Origin of the sequence: Agrobacterium cavarae (assembly GCF_004310285.1) — a bacterium.
Taxonomy (GTDB): domain Bacteria; phylum Pseudomonadota; class Alphaproteobacteria; order Rhizobiales; family Rhizobiaceae; genus Agrobacterium; species Agrobacterium cavarae.
This window is the reverse complement of the sequence record NZ_SISF01000021.1, coordinates 56,414-74,064: the sequence shown is the minus strand read 5'-3', so window position 1 is coordinate 74,064 and position 17,651 is coordinate 56,414. Positions and strand designations below refer to the sequence as shown.

Annotated in this window: 12 protein-coding genes; 8 read left to right on the top strand and 4 right to left on the bottom strand. The window is 57.9% G+C overall.

Annotated features, from left to right (window positions below; genetic code table 11):
- Nucleotides 1-476: 476 nt before the first annotated feature.
- A complete protein-coding gene (locus EYC79_RS02455; protein ID WP_116493411.1) occupies nt 477-1,640 on the bottom strand; it encodes a M20 aminoacylase family protein in 1,164 nt (387 codons plus the stop codon).
- Nucleotides 1,641-1,879: 239 nt separating this feature from the next.
- Here EYC79_RS02455 and EYC79_RS02450 point away from each other — a divergent pair, with 239 nt between their 5' ends.
- The 3 genes from EYC79_RS02450 (at nt 1,880) to EYC79_RS02440 (ending at nt 5,616) form a co-directional block, all read left to right on the top strand.
- Nucleotides 1,880-2,920: a D-alanyl-D-alanine carboxypeptidase family protein gene (locus tag EYC79_RS02450; RefSeq protein ID WP_404944069.1), complete on the top strand. Its 1,041-nt coding sequence runs from the start codon at nt 1,880-1,882 to the stop codon at nt 2,918-2,920.
- 112 nt (nt 2,921-3,032) lie between these two features.
- Nucleotides 3,033-4,163 carry a CobW family GTP-binding protein gene (locus EYC79_RS02445; protein ID WP_116493410.1) on the top strand — a complete coding sequence of 377 codons (1,131 nt, stop codon included), beginning with the start codon at nt 3,033-3,035 and terminating at the stop codon, nt 4,161-4,163.
- 160 nt (nt 4,164-4,323) lie between these two features.
- On the top strand, nt 4,324-5,616 hold the full coding sequence (locus tag EYC79_RS02440) for a sensor domain-containing diguanylate cyclase (protein ID WP_116493409.1): 1,293 nt from the start codon (nt 4,324-4,326) through the stop codon (nt 5,614-5,616).
- Nucleotides 5,617-5,841: 225 nt separating this feature from the next.
- On the opposite strand, the gene EYC79_RS02435 is transcribed toward EYC79_RS02440, so the two are convergent.
- The 3 genes from EYC79_RS02435 to EYC79_RS02425 all read right to left on the bottom strand — a co-directional run bounded on the left by EYC79_RS02435 (nt 5,842) and on the right by EYC79_RS02425 (nt 10,855).
- Nucleotides 5,842-7,851: a hypothetical protein gene (locus EYC79_RS02435; protein ID WP_116493408.1), complete on the bottom strand. Its 2,010-nt coding sequence runs from the start codon at nt 7,849-7,851 to the stop codon at nt 5,842-5,844.
- Nucleotides 7,852-7,982: 131 nt separating this feature from the next.
- Nucleotides 7,983-10,112 carry a sensor histidine kinase gene (locus tag EYC79_RS02430; protein WP_116493407.1) on the bottom strand — a complete coding sequence of 710 codons (2,130 nt, stop codon included), beginning with the start codon at nt 10,110-10,112 and terminating at the stop codon, nt 7,983-7,985.
- Nucleotides 10,109-10,855: a response regulator transcription factor gene (locus tag EYC79_RS02425; RefSeq protein ID WP_116493406.1), complete on the bottom strand. Its 747-nt coding sequence runs from the start codon at nt 10,853-10,855 to the stop codon at nt 10,109-10,111. Before EYC79_RS02425 ends, EYC79_RS02430 begins: the two co-directional genes overlap by 4 nt.
- Before the next feature lie 215 nt (nt 10,856-11,070).
- Here EYC79_RS02425 and EYC79_RS02420 point away from each other — a divergent pair, with 215 nt between their 5' ends.
- The 5 genes from EYC79_RS02420 (at nt 11,071) to EYC79_RS02400 (ending at nt 17,447) form a co-directional block, all read left to right on the top strand.
- A complete protein-coding gene (locus EYC79_RS02420; RefSeq protein ID WP_116493405.1) occupies nt 11,071-12,099 on the top strand; it encodes an ABC transporter substrate-binding protein in 1,029 nt (342 codons plus the stop codon).
- 98 nt (nt 12,100-12,197) lie between these two features.
- Nucleotides 12,198-13,223, top strand: coding sequence for an ABC transporter substrate-binding protein (locus tag EYC79_RS02415; protein WP_111846798.1), 1,026 nt, complete (start codon nt 12,198-12,200; stop codon nt 13,221-13,223).
- Between the two features lie 94 nt (nt 13,224-13,317).
- Nucleotides 13,318-15,549: an ABC transporter permease gene (locus tag EYC79_RS02410; protein WP_130977046.1), complete on the top strand. Its 2,232-nt coding sequence runs from the start codon at nt 13,318-13,320 to the stop codon at nt 15,547-15,549.
- Entirely contained in the window at nt 15,546-16,607 is a 1,062-nt protein-coding gene (locus EYC79_RS02405) for an ABC transporter ATP-binding protein (protein WP_130977045.1), read from the top strand. The genes EYC79_RS02410 and EYC79_RS02405 overlap by 4 nt, the downstream gene beginning before the upstream one ends.
- A 30-nt stretch (nt 16,608-16,637) precedes the next feature.
- Nucleotides 16,638-17,447, top strand: a complete 810-nt coding sequence (locus EYC79_RS02400; RefSeq protein ID WP_130977044.1) for an inositol monophosphatase family protein — start codon at nt 16,638-16,640, stop codon at nt 17,445-17,447.
- Nucleotides 17,448-17,651 lie beyond the last annotated feature (204 nt).

Here is a 17,651-nt window from a genome sequence, read left to right as displayed (position 1 = left end):
TCCGTTCGGCACGAGATTGTCACCTATGTCTTAGGTACAAACTGTTACCTATGTCTTCGGTTCGGACAATTGTGCGATTGGTGTCCACGAGAGGATTCGAACCTCCGACCCCAGGATTCATACCACTTCGGCTTTCGCCGCCGTCCCGCCGTTAGGTGGGCGCGTTCGTGGTCTGGACTGTCCCTTCACCATGGGCGTAAACGCCTGTAGGTGCTGCCCATCCAGTCTCTACACCTTCAACGGATTTCTCCGAAGCTTGGCTCGGGATTGGCATGCTGGAAGCCCAGCGAAGCGTTCCCCGACTTTGAGCAGATCGATCGCGTCGTTTCCGGGCGCGACCCCCAATTTCACTTAGGAATCCTGTGCTCTATCCTGCTGAGCTACGTGGACACACAATGGCGCTTTTAAACCACTGGTCTTTCAGGATCAACCGCGTTCTGCGGCACATTTGTCATGTGCCCAGAAATTTTGAGATATCACCCCTGCAGCCGCTGCTCCGCAAGCTTCACCCAGTAGGAAATGCCATAGGCAAGTGCCTCATCGTTGAAGTCGTAGCTTGGGTTATGCAGTCCTGCTGTGTCGCCATTGCCGATGAAGATGAAGGCGCCGGGGCGCTCCTTCAGCATGTAGGAGAAATCCTCGCCTGCCATGGAAGGATCAACATCGGCATCGACATTATTGGCGCCGACCACGTCGCGGGCAACTTCGGCTGCATAGTCGGTTTCTGCGGGATGGTTGACGGTTACGGGACAGTAGCGGTGATACTCCGCTTCCGCTTCGGCGCCGTTGGCAAGAGCGATGCCTTCGGCAATCTGGCGGATCCGCGCTTCCGCCATGTCGCGCACATCTTCGTCGAGTGTCCGCACCGTTCCGGCGATCAGCGCCTCGTTGGGAATGATGTTGTGGCTGGTGCCGGCCTGGAAGCGCGTGACCGAAACGACGATCGAGCGCAGGGGATCGGCATTGCGGGAGGCGATCAATTGTAGATTGGTGACGATCTGCGCGCCGATGGCGATCGGATCTGCGGTCCGGTGAGGCTGAGCGGCATGGCCACCTCGGCCTTTGACGGTAATGGTGAACTTGTCTGGCGCGGCCATGATGCCGCCTTTGCGAATGGCGAACTGGCCAAGCGGAATGCCCGGCATGTTGTGCATGCCATAGACCTCGTCCACCCCGAAACGATCCATCAACCGGTCTTCCACCATGGCGAGCGCGCCGGCACCACCTTCTTCGGCAGGCTGGAAGATGACCACAACCGAGCCGTCGAAGTTGCGTGTCTCGCAAAGATATTTGGCGGCACCCAGCAGCATGGCCATATGTCCATCATGGCCGCAGGCGTGCATGTTGCCGGGCGTGAGAGAGGCCCAGGGCTTTCCGGTTTCCTCAAGGATCGGCAGGGCATCCATATCGGAGCGGAGGCCGATCGTTCGGCCGTTCCTGCTGCGGCCGTGGATGACGCCAACAACGCCGGTGCGGCCGATGCCATTGACGATTTCGTCGACCCCGAACGCGGTCAGCTTCTCGGTGACGAAGCGCGCGGTCTCCTCCACATCATAGAGAATTTCCGGGTTCTGATGAAGATGGCGGCGCCATTGCGTCGCCTCTTCCTGCAACTCGGCGGCTCTATTCAAGATGGGCATTCTCTCGGTCCTGACTTTAGAAAAACAGCATGCGTGAATCGTGTTTCGGCTTGCCCCGATATTGCGCCGCATAATTGACGCAATCAATCTAGTTTGCCATTGCTAGGCCATATATGGTGACTATTGCCAATCCCGCAAAGAAGACGGGAATTTGAGGACAGGCCTTGCAAGACGATCGCAGAACACGCCGCGCCGCCGGGCGACTTTCGAAAACTGTTGCCGCTGTGGCCGCCAGCATAATGGCGCTGACGTCGGTTGCTGTGGCCAATCCCAAGATGGTGGTCGATGTCAAGACAGGCAGGGTAATCGCGCATCAGGAGGCCTTCCGCAAATGGTATCCGGCATCGCTGACAAAATTGATGACGGCCTATATTGCCTTCAGCGCCATGAAGTCCGGAAAGCTCAGCCCCGATACGCCTGTCGTCTTCAGCAAGCATGCCTCCGATCAGCCTGCCAGCAAGATGTATTTCAAGCCGGGCTCCAAGCTTACGCTCGATAGCGCGCTGAAACTCCTGTTGATCAAGTCGGCCAACGATGTGGCTGTGGCGATTGCCGAAACCATCGGCGGCACCGAAGGCAATTTTGTCGCGCAGATGAACGCTCAAGCCGCGCGTCTGGGCATGTCGTCGACGCATTTCATCAATCCGAACGGCCTTCCCGGCGCTGGGCAATACACGACCGCGCGCGATCTGGCGTTGCTCGCGCTCATCATCAAGCGTGAGTTCCCGGACTATGCCAGCTACTTCTCTCTCGAGGGTGTGACCACGGGCAAGAAGAACTATGCCAATTACAACATGCTGGTCGGACGCTTCGAGGGTGCCGATGGCATGAAGACCGGTTTCATCTGTGCCTCCGGTTTCAACCAGGTGTCTTCTGCAAAGCGGGACGGACGACAGGTCATTTCCGTGGTTCTCGGCTCCGACAGCCTTGCCGGGCGCACCGATGAATCCGCCGAGCTGTTGCAGCTCGGGCTGACGTCGCCAGCCGGCGAGGGGGTATCGCTTGCCTCTCTGGCACCTTATGGCGATACGCTTGCGGTGAATGACATCAGCAAGGAAATCTGCAATCCGAAGGCCGCCAAGGTGCGCAGCGAAAGCCGTGACGAGGCGGGCCGCATGATCATCAAGTCGCCCTATGTTCGCGAAATGACGCGTCCGCCGGTCTACTCCTTTGCCGGCCTGATACCCGGCACGGAACCCGTGGCGGTGGCGGAGACCAAGGGCAAGGGCGGAAGCGAAATGGCCAATGTGCCGGTCCCCATCCCGCGTCCGGCTTTCTGACGCTTTGCATCTGCGGAGAAGTGGCAAATCCGTTGAGACGCGTTGCGGCTTTCCCAACCCGCGTTTGATGCTATAAGCGGTCTATTGTAACATTGTAACGAAAAGGTGCCTTATGGCATTCGAACGGATTCCCGTGTCCATTCTCACCGGCTTTCTTGGCGCCGGCAAATCGACCCTGCTCAATCGGCTGTTGAAAGATCCGGACATGGCCGATGCGGCGATCATCATCAACGAGTTCGGTGATGTGAGTATCGATCACCTGCTCGTGGAGCGTTCGGGCGAGGGCATCATCGAGCTTGCCGAGGGCTGCCTATGCTGCACGGTGCGCGGCGAATTGGTGGATACGCTGGCCGAGTTGATGGATGGCATCCAGACGGGACGTTTGAAGCCGGTAAAGCGCGTGGTGATCGAGACCACCGGGCTTGCGGATCCTGCACCCGTCATGCAGTCGATCATGGGTAATCCTGTCATTGCACAGAACTTCATGTTGAACGGCGTCATCACGGTTGTCGACGCGGTCAACGGTGCCTCGACGCTTGATCATCATGAGGAAGCCATAAAGCAGGTGGCCGTTGCCGACCGGCTGGTGCTGACGAAGCGGAAGCTTGCCTCTGCGGACGCCGTCGCCGCACTTATTGCCCGCCTCGGTGACCTCAATCCCCGTGCTGCGGTTGAGGATGGCGATCAGGAGACCTGGAGCGCCGCCGTTCTTCTGGACAACGGTCTTTATGATTTTGCCAGCAAAAGCGCGGACGTCAGCCGTTGGCTGGGTGAAGAAGCCGCGCATGACAAAGATCACCACCGTGGCGACCATCATCACCACGACCACGACCACCATCATCACCATCACGATGTGAACCGGCACAACGCATCGATCCGGTCGTTCTCCATCATGCATGATCGCCCCATCGATCCGATGGCGATTGAGATGTTTGTGGATTTGCTGCGCTCGGCTCATGGGGAAAAGCTTTTGCGCATGAAGGCGATCGTTGCGCTCTCCGACAATTTAGATCGACCGCTCGTTCTGCATGGCGTGCAGTCCATCTTCCATCCGCCACAGCGCTTGCAAGCCTGGCCCGACCCTCAAGATCGGCGCACCCGCATGGTTCTCATCACCAAGGATTTGAGCGAGGATTTTGTCAAGGATCTGTTCGCGGCCTTTACCGGGACGGCGACGATCGACAGGCCGGATCGGCAGGCGATGACGGACAATCCCCTCGCTGTGCCGGGTCTGACGTTCTAGCGCAACAAGCGGCATTCCAACGAAGATGCCGCGCGCTGTGCGTCGTTGAGTCGTTCGTCCCAGGAGTGGAATGAGACTAGACCATGATTTCTTGTGCTTGAATCAATTACATTCGTGCCTACTAATTAATAGGCAGTGTACTTGGTTCTAGGAGAAGATTTTGCATAGAGGAGCGCAGTGGCTTAGGGAAAATGCGCAAGCCCGCTTAGCGCTTTTTGACTTTGCTTTCGAACATGCCCCTGTCGGCATCGTGTTTCACGATGTCGCCGGCCGCATTCGCCGGGCGAACCAGGCCTTCTCCAGACTTGTCGGAATTCCCCTCGATACGCTTCAGGGCATGTCATTCAAGAAGTTTGCCCATCCTGACGATCTCGACAGAGACGAGACGCTCTTCAATGCTGTCATTGAGGGTACACGCGACGGCTATTCCATCGAGAAGCGGTATATCAATCACCAGGGCGCTATCGTTCATGTGGTGATCCATCTGACAGCAATGCGAGATGCGGTGGGAAATATCGTGCAGCTGCTGTCACAGGTGCAGGATATCTCCGCGCAGAAGGAGAGCGAGCGTCAACTCGCGGAGAAGGCGGCGCAACTCGAGCTGGCCATGGAAGCCGTGCGGGGAGGGTTCTGGCACATGGATGTGGCGGCTGGCCGCTTCGAAACCTCCGAACGGCTGGCGCAGTTTATTGGTGGACCGGAGGCTGGGCGGCTCGATCTGGAACTCTATCTGGCGCGGGTCAATCCCAGCGACATGGCTTCCGCTGATCTCACGCCTCTACTTTTGGGCGAAGTCGATCACTCCTGTGCCGAGTATCGGCTCAACACCGTGTTCGGCGAGAGATGGATGCGCTGTGACCGTCGTCTCCTTCGCAACCCGGATGGAACTCCGCGCCGGATCGTCGGGGTCGCTATCGATTTCACGGACGAGCACATGCGTCTCAAGGAATTCGAGCGTCGCTCGGAAACCGACGCCCTGACCGGCCTTCTCAACCGACGTGGTCTTGCCATGCGCTATCCTCTGTTGCCATCATCTTCTGGATGGACAGTGTTGCTGATGGACCTCGATGGCTTCAAGACTGTGAATGACGTTCACGGTCACTCCGCCGGCGACAAGGTGCTGCTGGAGACAGCCAGACGTCTGGAGCAGGACGTCCGCGCCGAAGATCTGGTCTGTCGAACGGGCGGCGACGAGTTCGTGATCGTCGTTGCGGGCGATCTCACCGTCGCGGATCAAGTCGCAGCCCGCATCGTTGAAGGCATGCGCGCACCCATCGCTGTTGGCGCAACAACTGTCGAGGTTCGTGCCACGATCGGCGGGGTCTGGATACCTGCCAAGACATCGCTCGACGAGCTTCTGGCCGATGCCGATGCCTTGCTTTACAAGGCGAAAGCTGCCGGGAAGGACAGGTGGCACCTGCAAGCCAAAAATGTCCCAGCCGCCGCGCAGTGATATGCCAAGTCGACAACTGGCCATGGCTCGATTGACCGAATTCTGCCTGTCTTAAAGCCCTCTGGTGAAGCTTGTGCATCAAGCGCGCGCCATTGCGGACGCGCACCTACAGCATTGGCCCGAAAATCGGACTCGATTTTCGGAAAGCACGATGCACAGATTAGAAAAAGATAAAGCGCCGTGCGTCCAATAGGACGCACGGCGCTTTAGTGGTTCGCTTTTCGATTATTCAGCCGCGGCCTGAATATCGACCTTGTCGAGGAGAATGAGCGGATCCTGCGATGCGGCCGCGAGATCGAAGATCCCAAGTCCGTTCGGGTTCTTCGCCTTGACGGTGACGGTGAGGGTGCCTGGCTTGAGGACGAAGGCGGCAAGTGCATCGGTCGCGCCTCTCAACTGTGGCCGCTCGGCGGCGAGTTGCTGCATCAGGAAGCTTGCGCCCAGCGTCAACGTCGTGCGCGCTTGTGCTTCGCTGATGTTGTTCTGCAAAGCGTAGAGCTTGGTCAGGAGTGCTACCCCACCTTCATCCTTCCAGGTGAACTTGATCTCCCGACCCATCACGCTGAAAAGCGCTGCGTAAGCATTGGCGACGTCGAACGAGAAGAACTCTTTGGTGATCCCGCTCAAGAGGCCTGAGAGTTCGATTCGGCCAAAATCCTTGCCACTGACAGAGATTTGGCGAATTGCTAGGCTGCTGTTTTTTTCATCCCATGCGCTTGAGAGCGCGTAGGAGAGTGTCAACTCCTTCAAGCCGAGAGCGCGCGCCTCGGCAAATTCAGAGGAATCCTCCGGGATCGGGATAATGAGATCTTCCATCTTGTTTTCGAAATCGGTCGGAATGCCGTTGACCGGATTCTTCAGCACCGTTTCAAAGTTCTTGAGCGTAAATTTGATGCGCTCGGGCTTGTCGGTCGCGGGTTCGTCGGTCTTTTCCGGCGCCGAGGTATCGAAGTCTAGGCCGCTGATGCGGAAGCGTTCGAAGGTCGGCAGGAACTGTCTGTAGGGGAAAGTCCCCAGTTCGTCTACTTCCAGAGCGGCGGCCTTGGTGAGACCCTTGGCGGGCAAGGTCCAATCAAATCCCACGATGCTTGCTTCCGCCATCGACACCCTGTCTTGACCCTTGAGGATGGATAGGCCGTGAAAGCCAAAATCGGTCTTGTAGCCTTCAATCCGCATGTCAGTCCGGTCGATGGTGATCGTCGTCCGCCCTTCCGTCGAATCTTGACCCTTGTCCAGGTCTTCCATCTTGAGGCCGAGGAACTGGATATCGCTCTCGCCGATGATGTCGAAAATCGAAAGCACCCTCTTGAAGTATGCCTGACGTTGTTCGGTTGTCAGGTCGTCTATATCTGCGACCTCAGTGATGGACGCCAGCGTCTGGGCCAGCGGTTCAGCGGGCATTCGTGCGCTCAAGCCACTGCTGCGCAATTCGTCGTAGGTCACTTGCCCGTCGTGGTCGGAGGTGGAAACCTTACTTATAGAAAGAGGACCAAAGACCTGTTTTGGTTCTTTGTCGTCCGGCCCCGCGGTTTCGGTGTTAAGCCTTACAATATATGCAACATCGACATCCTTGCCTTTGATCTCGCCAGTCGACGTGAGCAGACGCTTGGTTTGAGCAGCCCCAGTGTGGTCTTTTACTTCTCTGGTGGCGTCGGCGTTCACCTTGTCGATCGAGTAATCAGCGATCTTGCCATGCGCGACGTTTGAAAGAATCGCATTCGTATAAACGACTTTCTGCTGTCTTGTGCGCATCGCATACGACACCGTCATTTCCGGAATGGAAATTCGCTTCGCCGAAAGGCGTTCGATGCGTTTGGCAAGCGGATCGTCCGCGCCTGTTCCGGTTGCTTCCAATGAAGCGGGTCGTTCGATCTCGGCGTTCTCAATCCGGGCATTGGGAATAACGAACTTGGTTCTCGCATCCTCCAAGGAGATGTTGCTGAGTTCCAATACCCCGTCGGCAAAAGGGAGTTTCGGGCGTCCGTCAACCGAGGCAACGCTGATTTTCTCACCTGTCTCCAGAGGCAACGTCAGGTCTTTGATGTGAACCTGTCCCAGAAAGTCGACATCGACCGAAGCCGCGGTTGCACCTCTTTCGGCAATGAGTTTTTCGACCTGCTTCTGGTAGTATACCTTCGCGCCGACCGCGCCTGCGCCGATGATGACGATTATCGCCGTTGCGGCCAAAAGGACCTTTTTCGCTCCGCTGCCGGTCTTGGTATTTTCCTGTTCCACGATGCCTGTCCTCTCCGGCGCAAATTACGATCCAGGACTTCTTAGGCACGGCAAAGTAGCGAGGCAAGGGGACAATCGCCGACCGGCACAACATATTGCAGGGTTCTTCGCGTCTTCGGCGAAGCAGCAAATCAGAACGTCGAATTACCGCCTTGCTCATCGCCGAGGGTCGGAAATGTCAGTGCAACACGGACACCTTGCTCAGGCTTTGACGTGATCTTTGCATCGCCGCCGCTCTGGCGCATGAAGCCATAAACCATGGCAAGGCCAAGGCCCGTGCCGCCCTGCTGGGCGCGCGTGGTGAAGTAAGGTTCGAAAGCCCGGTCTATCGCGTCCTGATCCATGCCGCGCCCGTTGTCTTCAACCGACACTTCCACCTCTTGCTCCAGCAGCCGTGCCGAAATGATGATCGAGCCGCCAGTCGGTAAAGCGGCTGCGGCGTTGAGGCACAGGTTGAGAATGGATTGTTCGAACAGGGCAGCATCCAGTGCGAGCCTGGGCAAACCGTCTTCAATTTCAAGCGCAATCTCGTTGTTAGGCCCGACTGCAATCTCGAGCACATCCATCATTGCGCGCAAAAGCGCGCCGATGTCGACGGAGGCTGGGTGAATGGGTTGCTGACTGCCGATCGAAAGCATGCTGCTGGCAAGTTCGCGCCCGCGATTTGCCGCCTTGCGAATCCGATTAATGTTGCGCTGCTGGCGCTCGCTAAATCCCGTCTCGCGCTCCAACAGTCCAAGACTTCCCGTGATGATGCCGATCATGTTGCCGACCTCGTGGCTCAGTTGATGGGTCATGCGCATGATACCATCAAGCCTTTGGGCTTTCGCCGCTTCTGCCTCCTGTCGATCAAACGCCGTGACATCGCGCGCTAGGATGACAATGCCGCCATCTGGCTGGCGTGAAATGGCAATTTCCGTGACCTGCTGATCATCGGTGCGATGACGCACGGTGATCCGATTTGCAAGCGTTCCAGGGGCTCCGTCACGCGGCAATAATTCGGGGTCTATCTCGGGGATCGTGTCGATGAACTTGCGCAGGGACAGCTTTCTTGACGATCCACCCCGTCGGCCGACAAGCTCGATGACCCGCCTGTTCATGGTGATGGGATGGCCCGTCGCGTCGAAGAGCGCGATTCCCTCGTTCATGGTCCGGAACGTCGAGCGGATCGTTCTCGCAGCAGCTTCAGCCGTGCGGCGCAGACGCGAGACTCGATCGACGCTGTCCTTGAAAGCGTGGAATGCATCCGACAGACGCACAAGCTCGGTTTCCGAGCCTCTATAGGCGGGAAGGGTGACATCCTGCTCACCCTTGGCAAGCGAGTTCATGCCGGTGGACAGTGCCGTAATGCCTCTCGATACCCGCATGACGGAACGGATCGACAGGGTGGAGAGAATGACGACGATGAAAAAAGCAATCGCCACCATGACGATCAGTCGCGTCAGCGCGGCCGATGCCGAATCAAGTCCTTTGGTCAGCCTCTCGGCGACCGCTCCGCTTTGCGTTTCAGTCGTGCGAGACAGGGTGCGGGACACGGTGTGGAGTTTCGACACCGACGACTGGATGGCGAACATTTCCAGAAGATACTGCGTCTGCGCGTCGAACACGCTCTTGTAAAGCGCAAGCCCTTCTTTGCCGACCTGCGGAGCCGCTGCCGGGTCATTCAAGAAATAGCCGGTCTCTGCGGTGAAGCGGCGCTGTAGTTCGCCCAGTTGGAATAGGCTTGCAGAATTGGCGGCGGCCTGGACAAGGGCATTGAGACGCTGGCGAAGCGCATCTTGGTTTACCGTCTGCTGGGTCGCAATCTGGCCAAGCGCTGCAGCTGCCTCCGCCTTGTGTTGCTGTGCCGCGTCTGCATCCGCTGCAAGCGATATGGTTTGCTGACGAATGGTCTGCAGAAGGCTGACGATATCGTCATTGGGAAGAGCGTTCTGGTTGTCTGCGTGCTTGTACTGCGCGATCGTCTGTAGAAGCCCATCGACCTGCGCCACGACCGCTCGGCTCTCGCTGGAGACGCGGTATGGGGACGTGGCGTTCATCAGCAGAGGCGCGCTGGAAACCAGATCGGCAACCTGGCGGGAAACCAGCGAGGCGCGAGCAAGGCTGGAAAAGGCCTGCAGGCTATAGGCCGCCATCTCCGTCTTGGCCTTATGCAAACCGTAGATCGCAACGGTCGAGAGAATAAAGACCGACGAACAGATGAACACGATGGCGAAGGGAAGCCGAAACGCGATGGACTGTAGGACGCGCCGGTCGATCACAATGGCGGCTCTGCGGTTTCGGTGTGCAGGACATATCCCTTGCCCCTGCGTGTCTGGATATGCTGCGGCAGGTCTGGATTGCGCTCGATCTTGCGGCGCAGGCGTAAGACTAGCACATCGACATTGCGATCGATGAACCGATCACTCTCCGCACCGAGGCGATCGAGGATCTGGGACCGGCTGACCGGTTTGTTCGGTGTCTGCGCCAGTATTTCCAGGAGAGCGAACTCGGCGCTGGTCAGCGTCCTGCTACTATCGGCAAGGCAGAGCGCGCGTCGCGCGGACAGATCGACCGCCCAGTCACCAAGCCGCAAAGAACTCGCCTCGTGCTCGCGCTCTGGCTCCTTCTCCACCTTGAGCGATGGCGCGATGCGGCGAAGGACCGCCTTGATGCGAGCCGTCAGTTCGATCGGCTCGAAGGGTTTCACGACGTAGTCGTCGGCCGCTGTTTCCAGCCCGAGGACACGTTCGGTGGCACTGCCGGCGGCCGTGACCATCAGGATGCCGACATTGAGCCCGAGGTTCGTGCGGATGCGTTGAGCAAATGTCCTCCCGGAAATCCCGGGCAGATTGTGGTCGAGCAGAACGATATGGAACTGCTCGCGCGCTAAAATCGCGGTAGCGTCTTCGGCAGAATGGACGACCGTCGGTGACCAGCCCTCGGCTTCGACAAGATCCGCAATCAATTCTGCCATATCCGGATCGTCCTCGACGATCAGAATCTTGATCCTCTGGTTTTGCAAAATGAAGTCCTCCCGGCGTCGATCATAGGCAAGAGCGCGGGATTATTCAAAAGGTCGATGATGACCGGCCCTGTCAGATTTGTAACATTCGTAACGGAATGTCCTCGCATGATCCAATCGTTGAAAAATCGGTAACCATTCAGCGATTGCGCAAGCGGTCGGTTCTGGCATTCTCTGCGGCAAGAATGGAACGGGGAGGTTCCAGGGAGGATCGATTGAAATCACTGCTTGCGGCATTGAGCGCCGGGCTGATCCTGTGGGTTGGCGGCGCGGCCTTTGCACAGAACGGCGGGAAGCTGAGCGTGCTCTGCGCGGCGGACGAAGCGTGGTGTGGGGCAATGCAACGCGCCTACGAGCTGAAAAGCGGCGTCCAGACCGTGATGGTGCGCAAGAGCACGGGTGAAGTTCTCGATCAGATCAGACGGGAAAAGAATGCACCAACCGTTGATGTCTGGTGGGGCGGCACCGGCGACACGCATCTGCAGGCGGCGTCCGAAGATTTGCTAGAGGCTTACGCTTCCGTACATGAGACCGAGGTTCTTCCCTGGGCTCAGAATTTCTTTGCCATGTCGGGTGGGCAGGCGGCGGGGATTTACGCCGGTGCGCTCGGCTTTGCCTACAATAGCGAGCTTCTGCAAAAGCAAGGCCTTTCGGCGCCAACGTGCTGGAAGGATCTGATCAGCGAGGCCTATCGCGGTAAGATCGTCACGCCCAATCCCAACTATTCGGGTACGGCCTTCACGATGCTTGCGACGCTCGTGCAACTCTTCGGTGAGGACGAGGCATTCAGCTACATGATGGCGCTTAATCGCAATGTCACCGATTATACCAGAGCCGGTTCTGCTCCGGTAAAGGCTGCCGCTCGTGGAGAAGCCCTGATCGGGATATCCTTCATGCACGATGCGGTGACGCAGAAGGAGGCGGGCGCGCCGCTTGTCATCGTCGCCCCTTGCGAGGGCACAGGATACGAGATCGGCGCGGTCAGCATCATTCGTGGCGCGAAGAACAGGGACGAGGCAAGGCATTTCGTGGATTTTGCACTGAGCCCAGAAGGGCAGGCGACAGGTGCTGCTGCCGGGCAGAACCAGGTCCCCTCCAACGCGAAGGCCGTCCTGCCACCGGGAGCACCCGACCTCTCGCTTATCAAGATGGTCGATTATGATTTTGCGACATTTGGCAATCCAGAGGAAAGAGGCAGACTTCTTCTAAGGTTCGATACGGAAGTCCATCCGCCTAGCCAGTAAGCGAGCAACCTTGAACGGGACAGACGGCAGCGACGGCATGCCGAATGGCGAAGCCATGTCCTGAGATCAGCATTCAGACGCACATCATGGAGGAAAACATGCGACTGACACTTATTTCCAGCCTGCTTCTGGCAGGTACAACTTTGATGAGCTTACCCGCCCATGCGGCCGGTGACCTCAACCTCATCTGCGCTGCAGATGTGGTGATCTGCGAACAAATGAAGGGCGACTTCGAAAAGAGCCACGACATCAAGGTCAACATGGTGCGCATGTCGTCCGGCGAGGCATACGCCAAGATCCGCGCAGAAGCGCGCAATCCGAAGACCGATGTCTGGTGGGCTGGTACCGGCGATCCGCACCTTCAGGCAGCATCTGAAAACCTGACGCTCGAATACAAATCGAAGATGTTGGACCAGCTGCAGGATTGGGCAAAGAACCAGGCAGAGAGCGCCGGCTACAAGACGGTTGGCGTCTATGCCGGTGCTCTGGGCTGGGGCTACAATACCGACATCTTCAAAAGGAAGGGTTTCAAGGAGCCGAAGTGCTGGGCAGACCTGCTTGATCCAGAGTTGAAGGGTGAAATCCAGATCGCCAATCCGAACTCGTCGGGAACGGCTTACACGGCGCTTGCTTCGCTTGCCCAGATCATGGGTGAAGATCAGGCCTTCGATTATCTGAAGAAGCTGAACGCCAACATCTCCCAATATACCAAGTCAGGTTCGGCGCCCGTCAAGGCTGCTGCCCGCGGGGAGACGGCGCTCGGGATTGTCTTCATGCACGATGCCGTCGCTCAGACGGCAGAAGGCTTCCCCGTGAAGTCAGTCGCCCCTTGCGAAGGCACGGGTTACGAGATCGGCTCCATGTCGATCGTCAAGGGCGCGCGCAATATGGAAAACGCCAAGATCTGGTACGACTGGGCGCTGCAGGCCGATGTGCAGTCGCGGATGAAGGATGCCAAGTCGTTCCAGCTTCCATCCAACAAGAATGCTGAAATTCCCAAAGAAGCTCCACGCTTTGAAGATATCAAGCTGATCAACTACGACTTCAAGACCTATGGCGACCCCGCAAAGCGCAAGGCCTTGCTGGAACGTTGGGACAAGGATGTCGGCGCAGCCGCCAACTGATAGCTCCCTCCTGCCGCCTTCATCTTCAAGTTTTCGACTGGTTGAGGGATGAAGGCGGCCCCTTTCCGATACACTCAAATTTGTGAGGTTGACCATGACACATGGCAATCGCCGGCTGGACATTGTTCTGGCCGTGGGACTGGCGGCCCTTGTGCTCGTTCCCTGGTACCGCATTGAAGGCGGTTTCTACGGCCTCGGCTGGCTGGCGGAATTCCCGCTGTCCAAGGCGGTCGCTCCCGGCATTCTTCAGATGGTGTCTGAAGGTCGCGTCTGGCTGTTCGGCGTTGTTGGGTTTTTCCTCATGGGAGCGATCGCACGGATCGTACCGGACACCGAAAAGCGCGGCGCCTTGCTGGTGATAGCGGGCAGCCTCGGTCTTGGGTTCCTCGTCCTTCAGGGATTGGCAATCGGATTTTCCGGCTGGACTTGGCAGGCGACCGAAGGTCTCTTTGGCGCCTTGGCGGATGGTCAGCCTTCCATGGGTGCAGGCGCGGTGACGATGGCCTTCGTCTTTGTCCTTTTCATCTCCTTCGGGCTTGCCGAGCGAGGCTTCATGAAGGGCGATGCCTTTATCGTCTCATGCATCTCGCTGCTGATTTTTCTTGTAAGCGTTTTCGTCTTTTATCCGATCGGCAGCATGATGGTCGGCGCGCTTCAGGACTTCGACGGTTCCTTCAATCCTGACGGCTTCATCCGCAACATGCGCGATCCAGGCATCTGGAGCCTTGACTGTGTCATGAGCGGTGGTCGTTGCGGCGTGGCATGGAGAACCCTGTTTCTGGCGATCATGACGGCAGCAGGGTCCACCATTCTCGGTCTTGCCTTCGCACTGGTTGCGACAAGAACACGCTTTCCTTTCAAGAAGGGTTTGCGTCTGTTGACGGTGCTGCCGATTATCACGCCTCCATTCGTGATCGGCCTCGCACTCACGCTGCTTTTCGGGCGCGCGGGCGTCGTAACCGAATTCATGTCTGGCGTCTTTGGCGTCGAACCGGGTCGCTGGCTCTATGGTCTGCCGGGCATCTGGATCGCCCAGGTTCTCTCGTTCACGCCCATCTCCTTCCTTGTCCTCATCGGCGTTGTCGAAGGGGTGAGCCCTTCCATGGAAGAGGCATCTCAGACGCTTCGTGCCGACCGCTGGCGGACCTTCTGGCGCGTATCCCTGCCGCTGATGAAGCCTGGCCTCGCAAACGCGTTCCTGATCGGCTTCATCGAAAGTATGGCCGATTTCGGCAACCCGCTGGTGCTGGGTGGGAGCCATGGTGTTCTCTCAACCGAAATCTTCTTTGCAGTGGTTGGTTCTCAGAACGACCCTTCGCGAGCGGCCGTGCTCGCTATCGTCCTGCTTTGCTTCACGCTCTCTGCCTTTATTGCGCAGCGCTTCTGGCTGGCGGGAAAGAACTTTGCCACGGTGACGGGCAAAGGAGACAGCGGCGCGCATATCGCGCTGCCGAAGTCGATGTCCATTGCAGTCCACGCGCTGGTGGTTCCGTGGATGATCTTTACCGTCGTCGTCTATGGCATGATCCTTGTCGGTGGGTTCGTGAAGACCTGGGGCTTGGACAACACGCTGACGATCGATCACTACGTTCGTGCCTTCTCCGTCAGCATCAGCAACGGCTCCATCGCCTGGACCGGCGTTGCCTGGAACTCCTTCTGGACGACGATGGAAATCGCGCTCATTGCTGCACCCCTGACGGCGGCCGTCGGCTTACTCACTGCCTACATCATCGTCAGGCAGAAATTTGCCGGGCGCAATCTCTTCGAATTCGCATTGATGATGAGCTTTGCAATTCCGGGCACGGTCATCGGCGTGAGCTACATCATGGCATTCAACCTGCCACCGCTTGAAATGACGGGCTCGGCCCTCATCCTGATCCTGTGCTTCGTGTTTCGCAACATGCCGGTTGGCGTGCGCGGGGGCATCGCTGCCATGAGTCAGCTGGACAAGAGCCTGGATGAAGCTTCCATGACGCTACGCGCAAACAGCTTCCGCACCATACGGCTGGTGGTGCTGCCGTTGCTTCGTCCGGCGATCCGCGCGGCACTCGTCTATTCCTTCGTGCGCGCCATCACGTCCATCAGTGCTGTGATCTTTCTCGTCAGCGCCCAGTACAACATGGCGACATCCTACATTGTCGGTCTCGTTGAAAATGGGGAATACGGGGTGGCGATCGCCTACTCGTCCATGCTGATCGTCGTCATGATAACCGTCATTGCCGGCTTCCAACTCGCGGTTGGAGAAAGACGCCTTCGCCGTGAAAACCGGGTTGCCGGCGTTTCCCTAGCTACATCCCCATCCAATCCTCAGGAGAAAGCCGCATGATTACCGTCAAACCCGGCTCAGTCGTTTTCCAGAATGTTCGCAAGACCTTCGGCGCGTTTACTGCCATACCGGATCTCTCCTTGACGATCGAGCCGGGCACGCTCGTGACGCTCCTCGGTCCATCCGGTTGCGGAAAGACGACGACCCTTCGAATGCTCGCCGGCCTCGAGCATCCGAACTCCGGCCGGATCCTGATCGGCGACAAGGATGTCACCATGCTGCCCGCCAATGAGCGCGACGTGTCGATGGTGTTCCAGTCCTATGCGCTGTTTCCGCATATGAGTGCACTGGACAATGTGGCCTACGGCCTTCGATCCTCCGGGCTAAAGAAGAACGAGGCGCGTGACAAGGCGGAGGAAGGGCTGCGCCTCGTCGGTCTCGCCGGCATGGGCCATCGTCTACCTGCCGAACTTTCCGGCGGGCAGCAGCAGCGCGTGGCAGTTGCGCGAGCCCTTGTGCTGGAGCCGCAGGTGCTCCTGCTCGACGAGCCCTTGTCGAACCTCGACGCACGTCTACGTCGAAGGGTCCGCACCGACATTCGTGAACTGCAACAGCGCATCGGCTTTACGGCTGTCTACGTCACGCACGACCAGGATGAGGCGCTGGCGGTCTCCGATCGCATCATCGTCATGAAGGAGGGTGAGATTGCCCAATCGGGAGCACCGCGCGAGCTCTACGAAGCCCCGGCATCGTCCTTCATTGCGGACTTCATGGGCGAGGCAAATGTCGTGCCTTGCGAAGTCATCTCACAGACAGGCGAGGAAGCGATCGTCCGGATCGGCAAGACGGAACATCGCATTCCAAGCAGGCATCCGCGCGCTGGCGCAGCAAAACTCGCCGTTCGTCCAGGGTCGATCCGGATCGGCGGGCCGGGCGAGACCGGGATGCCGGGACGCGTGCTGCACACGGCCTATCTCGGCGGGCACCTGGAATACGAAGTCGAGACAGAAGTCGGCACGCTGTTCATCGTTGATCACGACATGAACCAGACTGTGAACGAGACCAGCGATGTCACACTCAGTTTTAAAAATCGTGGCATAGCGCTCATCGACGCGTGACCTTAGTGAATTCAATCAAGGACATTGGAAATGACAGAACGGAATGACGGCCTCGAACAGCGCTTTGCGCTTGCACAGGAATTGGCGGTCGAGGCCGGTGCGATGGCGCTCGACTATTTCAACAAGCGCGACAGCCTGGTGATCGAGACGAAGAGGGATCTTCAGGACGTCGTCTCGATCGCCGATCGCAACGTCGAAACCATGCTGCGGGAGCGCGTCGCTGCGACCTTCTCCGGCGACGGCTTTCTTGGCGAGGAGCATGGCTATGACGACGGTGTCTCCGGCTACACCTGGGTGGTAGACCCGATCGATGGGACCGCGCCTTTCGTCAACGGCATGCCAAGCTGGTGCGTCTCGATCGCCGTGGTCCGGGAAGGAAAGCCGGTCATCGGCGTGATCCGCGTGCCATGTGCCGACGAGACTTACGCATCTGCTGAAGGACATGGCGCGACCCTGAACGGCAGGCGTTTGACGCTCGATCCTTCCAGAAATATTCAAAACGCTCTGACCGGCATCGGTTCCAACAATTACGTCACGCCGGAGAGAGTTGGTCGGATCATCAGTGATGTCATGGCGCGTGGCGGCAATTTTATCCGCAACGGCTCCGGCGCGCTAATGCTGGCCTATGTGGCTGCAGGCCGGCTGGTCGGTTACTATGAACCCCATATGCGAGCCTGGGACTGCATGGCCGGTTTCTGCCTGGTGAAAGAAGCCGGTGGTCAGGTCATGCCATTCTCGCTGGAGGGCGAAAAGCTCTTCGAAGGTCAGCCTGTTCTTGCAGGAAATACATCATGCTATCAGGAGCTTGTGGAAATTCATCAAACCGGTTTGGCAGCTTGAGCTTGTTCTAATTTAAAAATCATCTTTAGCGATTTTAGAAAGCAGCGGTCCGTACCATGGCCGCTGCTTTTTCCATATATCTCAGGCAAGCATATTCGCTCGGTGGTGCGTTTTCTGCATAAAATTTCTGCGTGGATAAAATTTGAGCTTGACGAATGAGCTCGTTCCGCATTCATTGAACCAATGTGAAATTGGTACGCACCA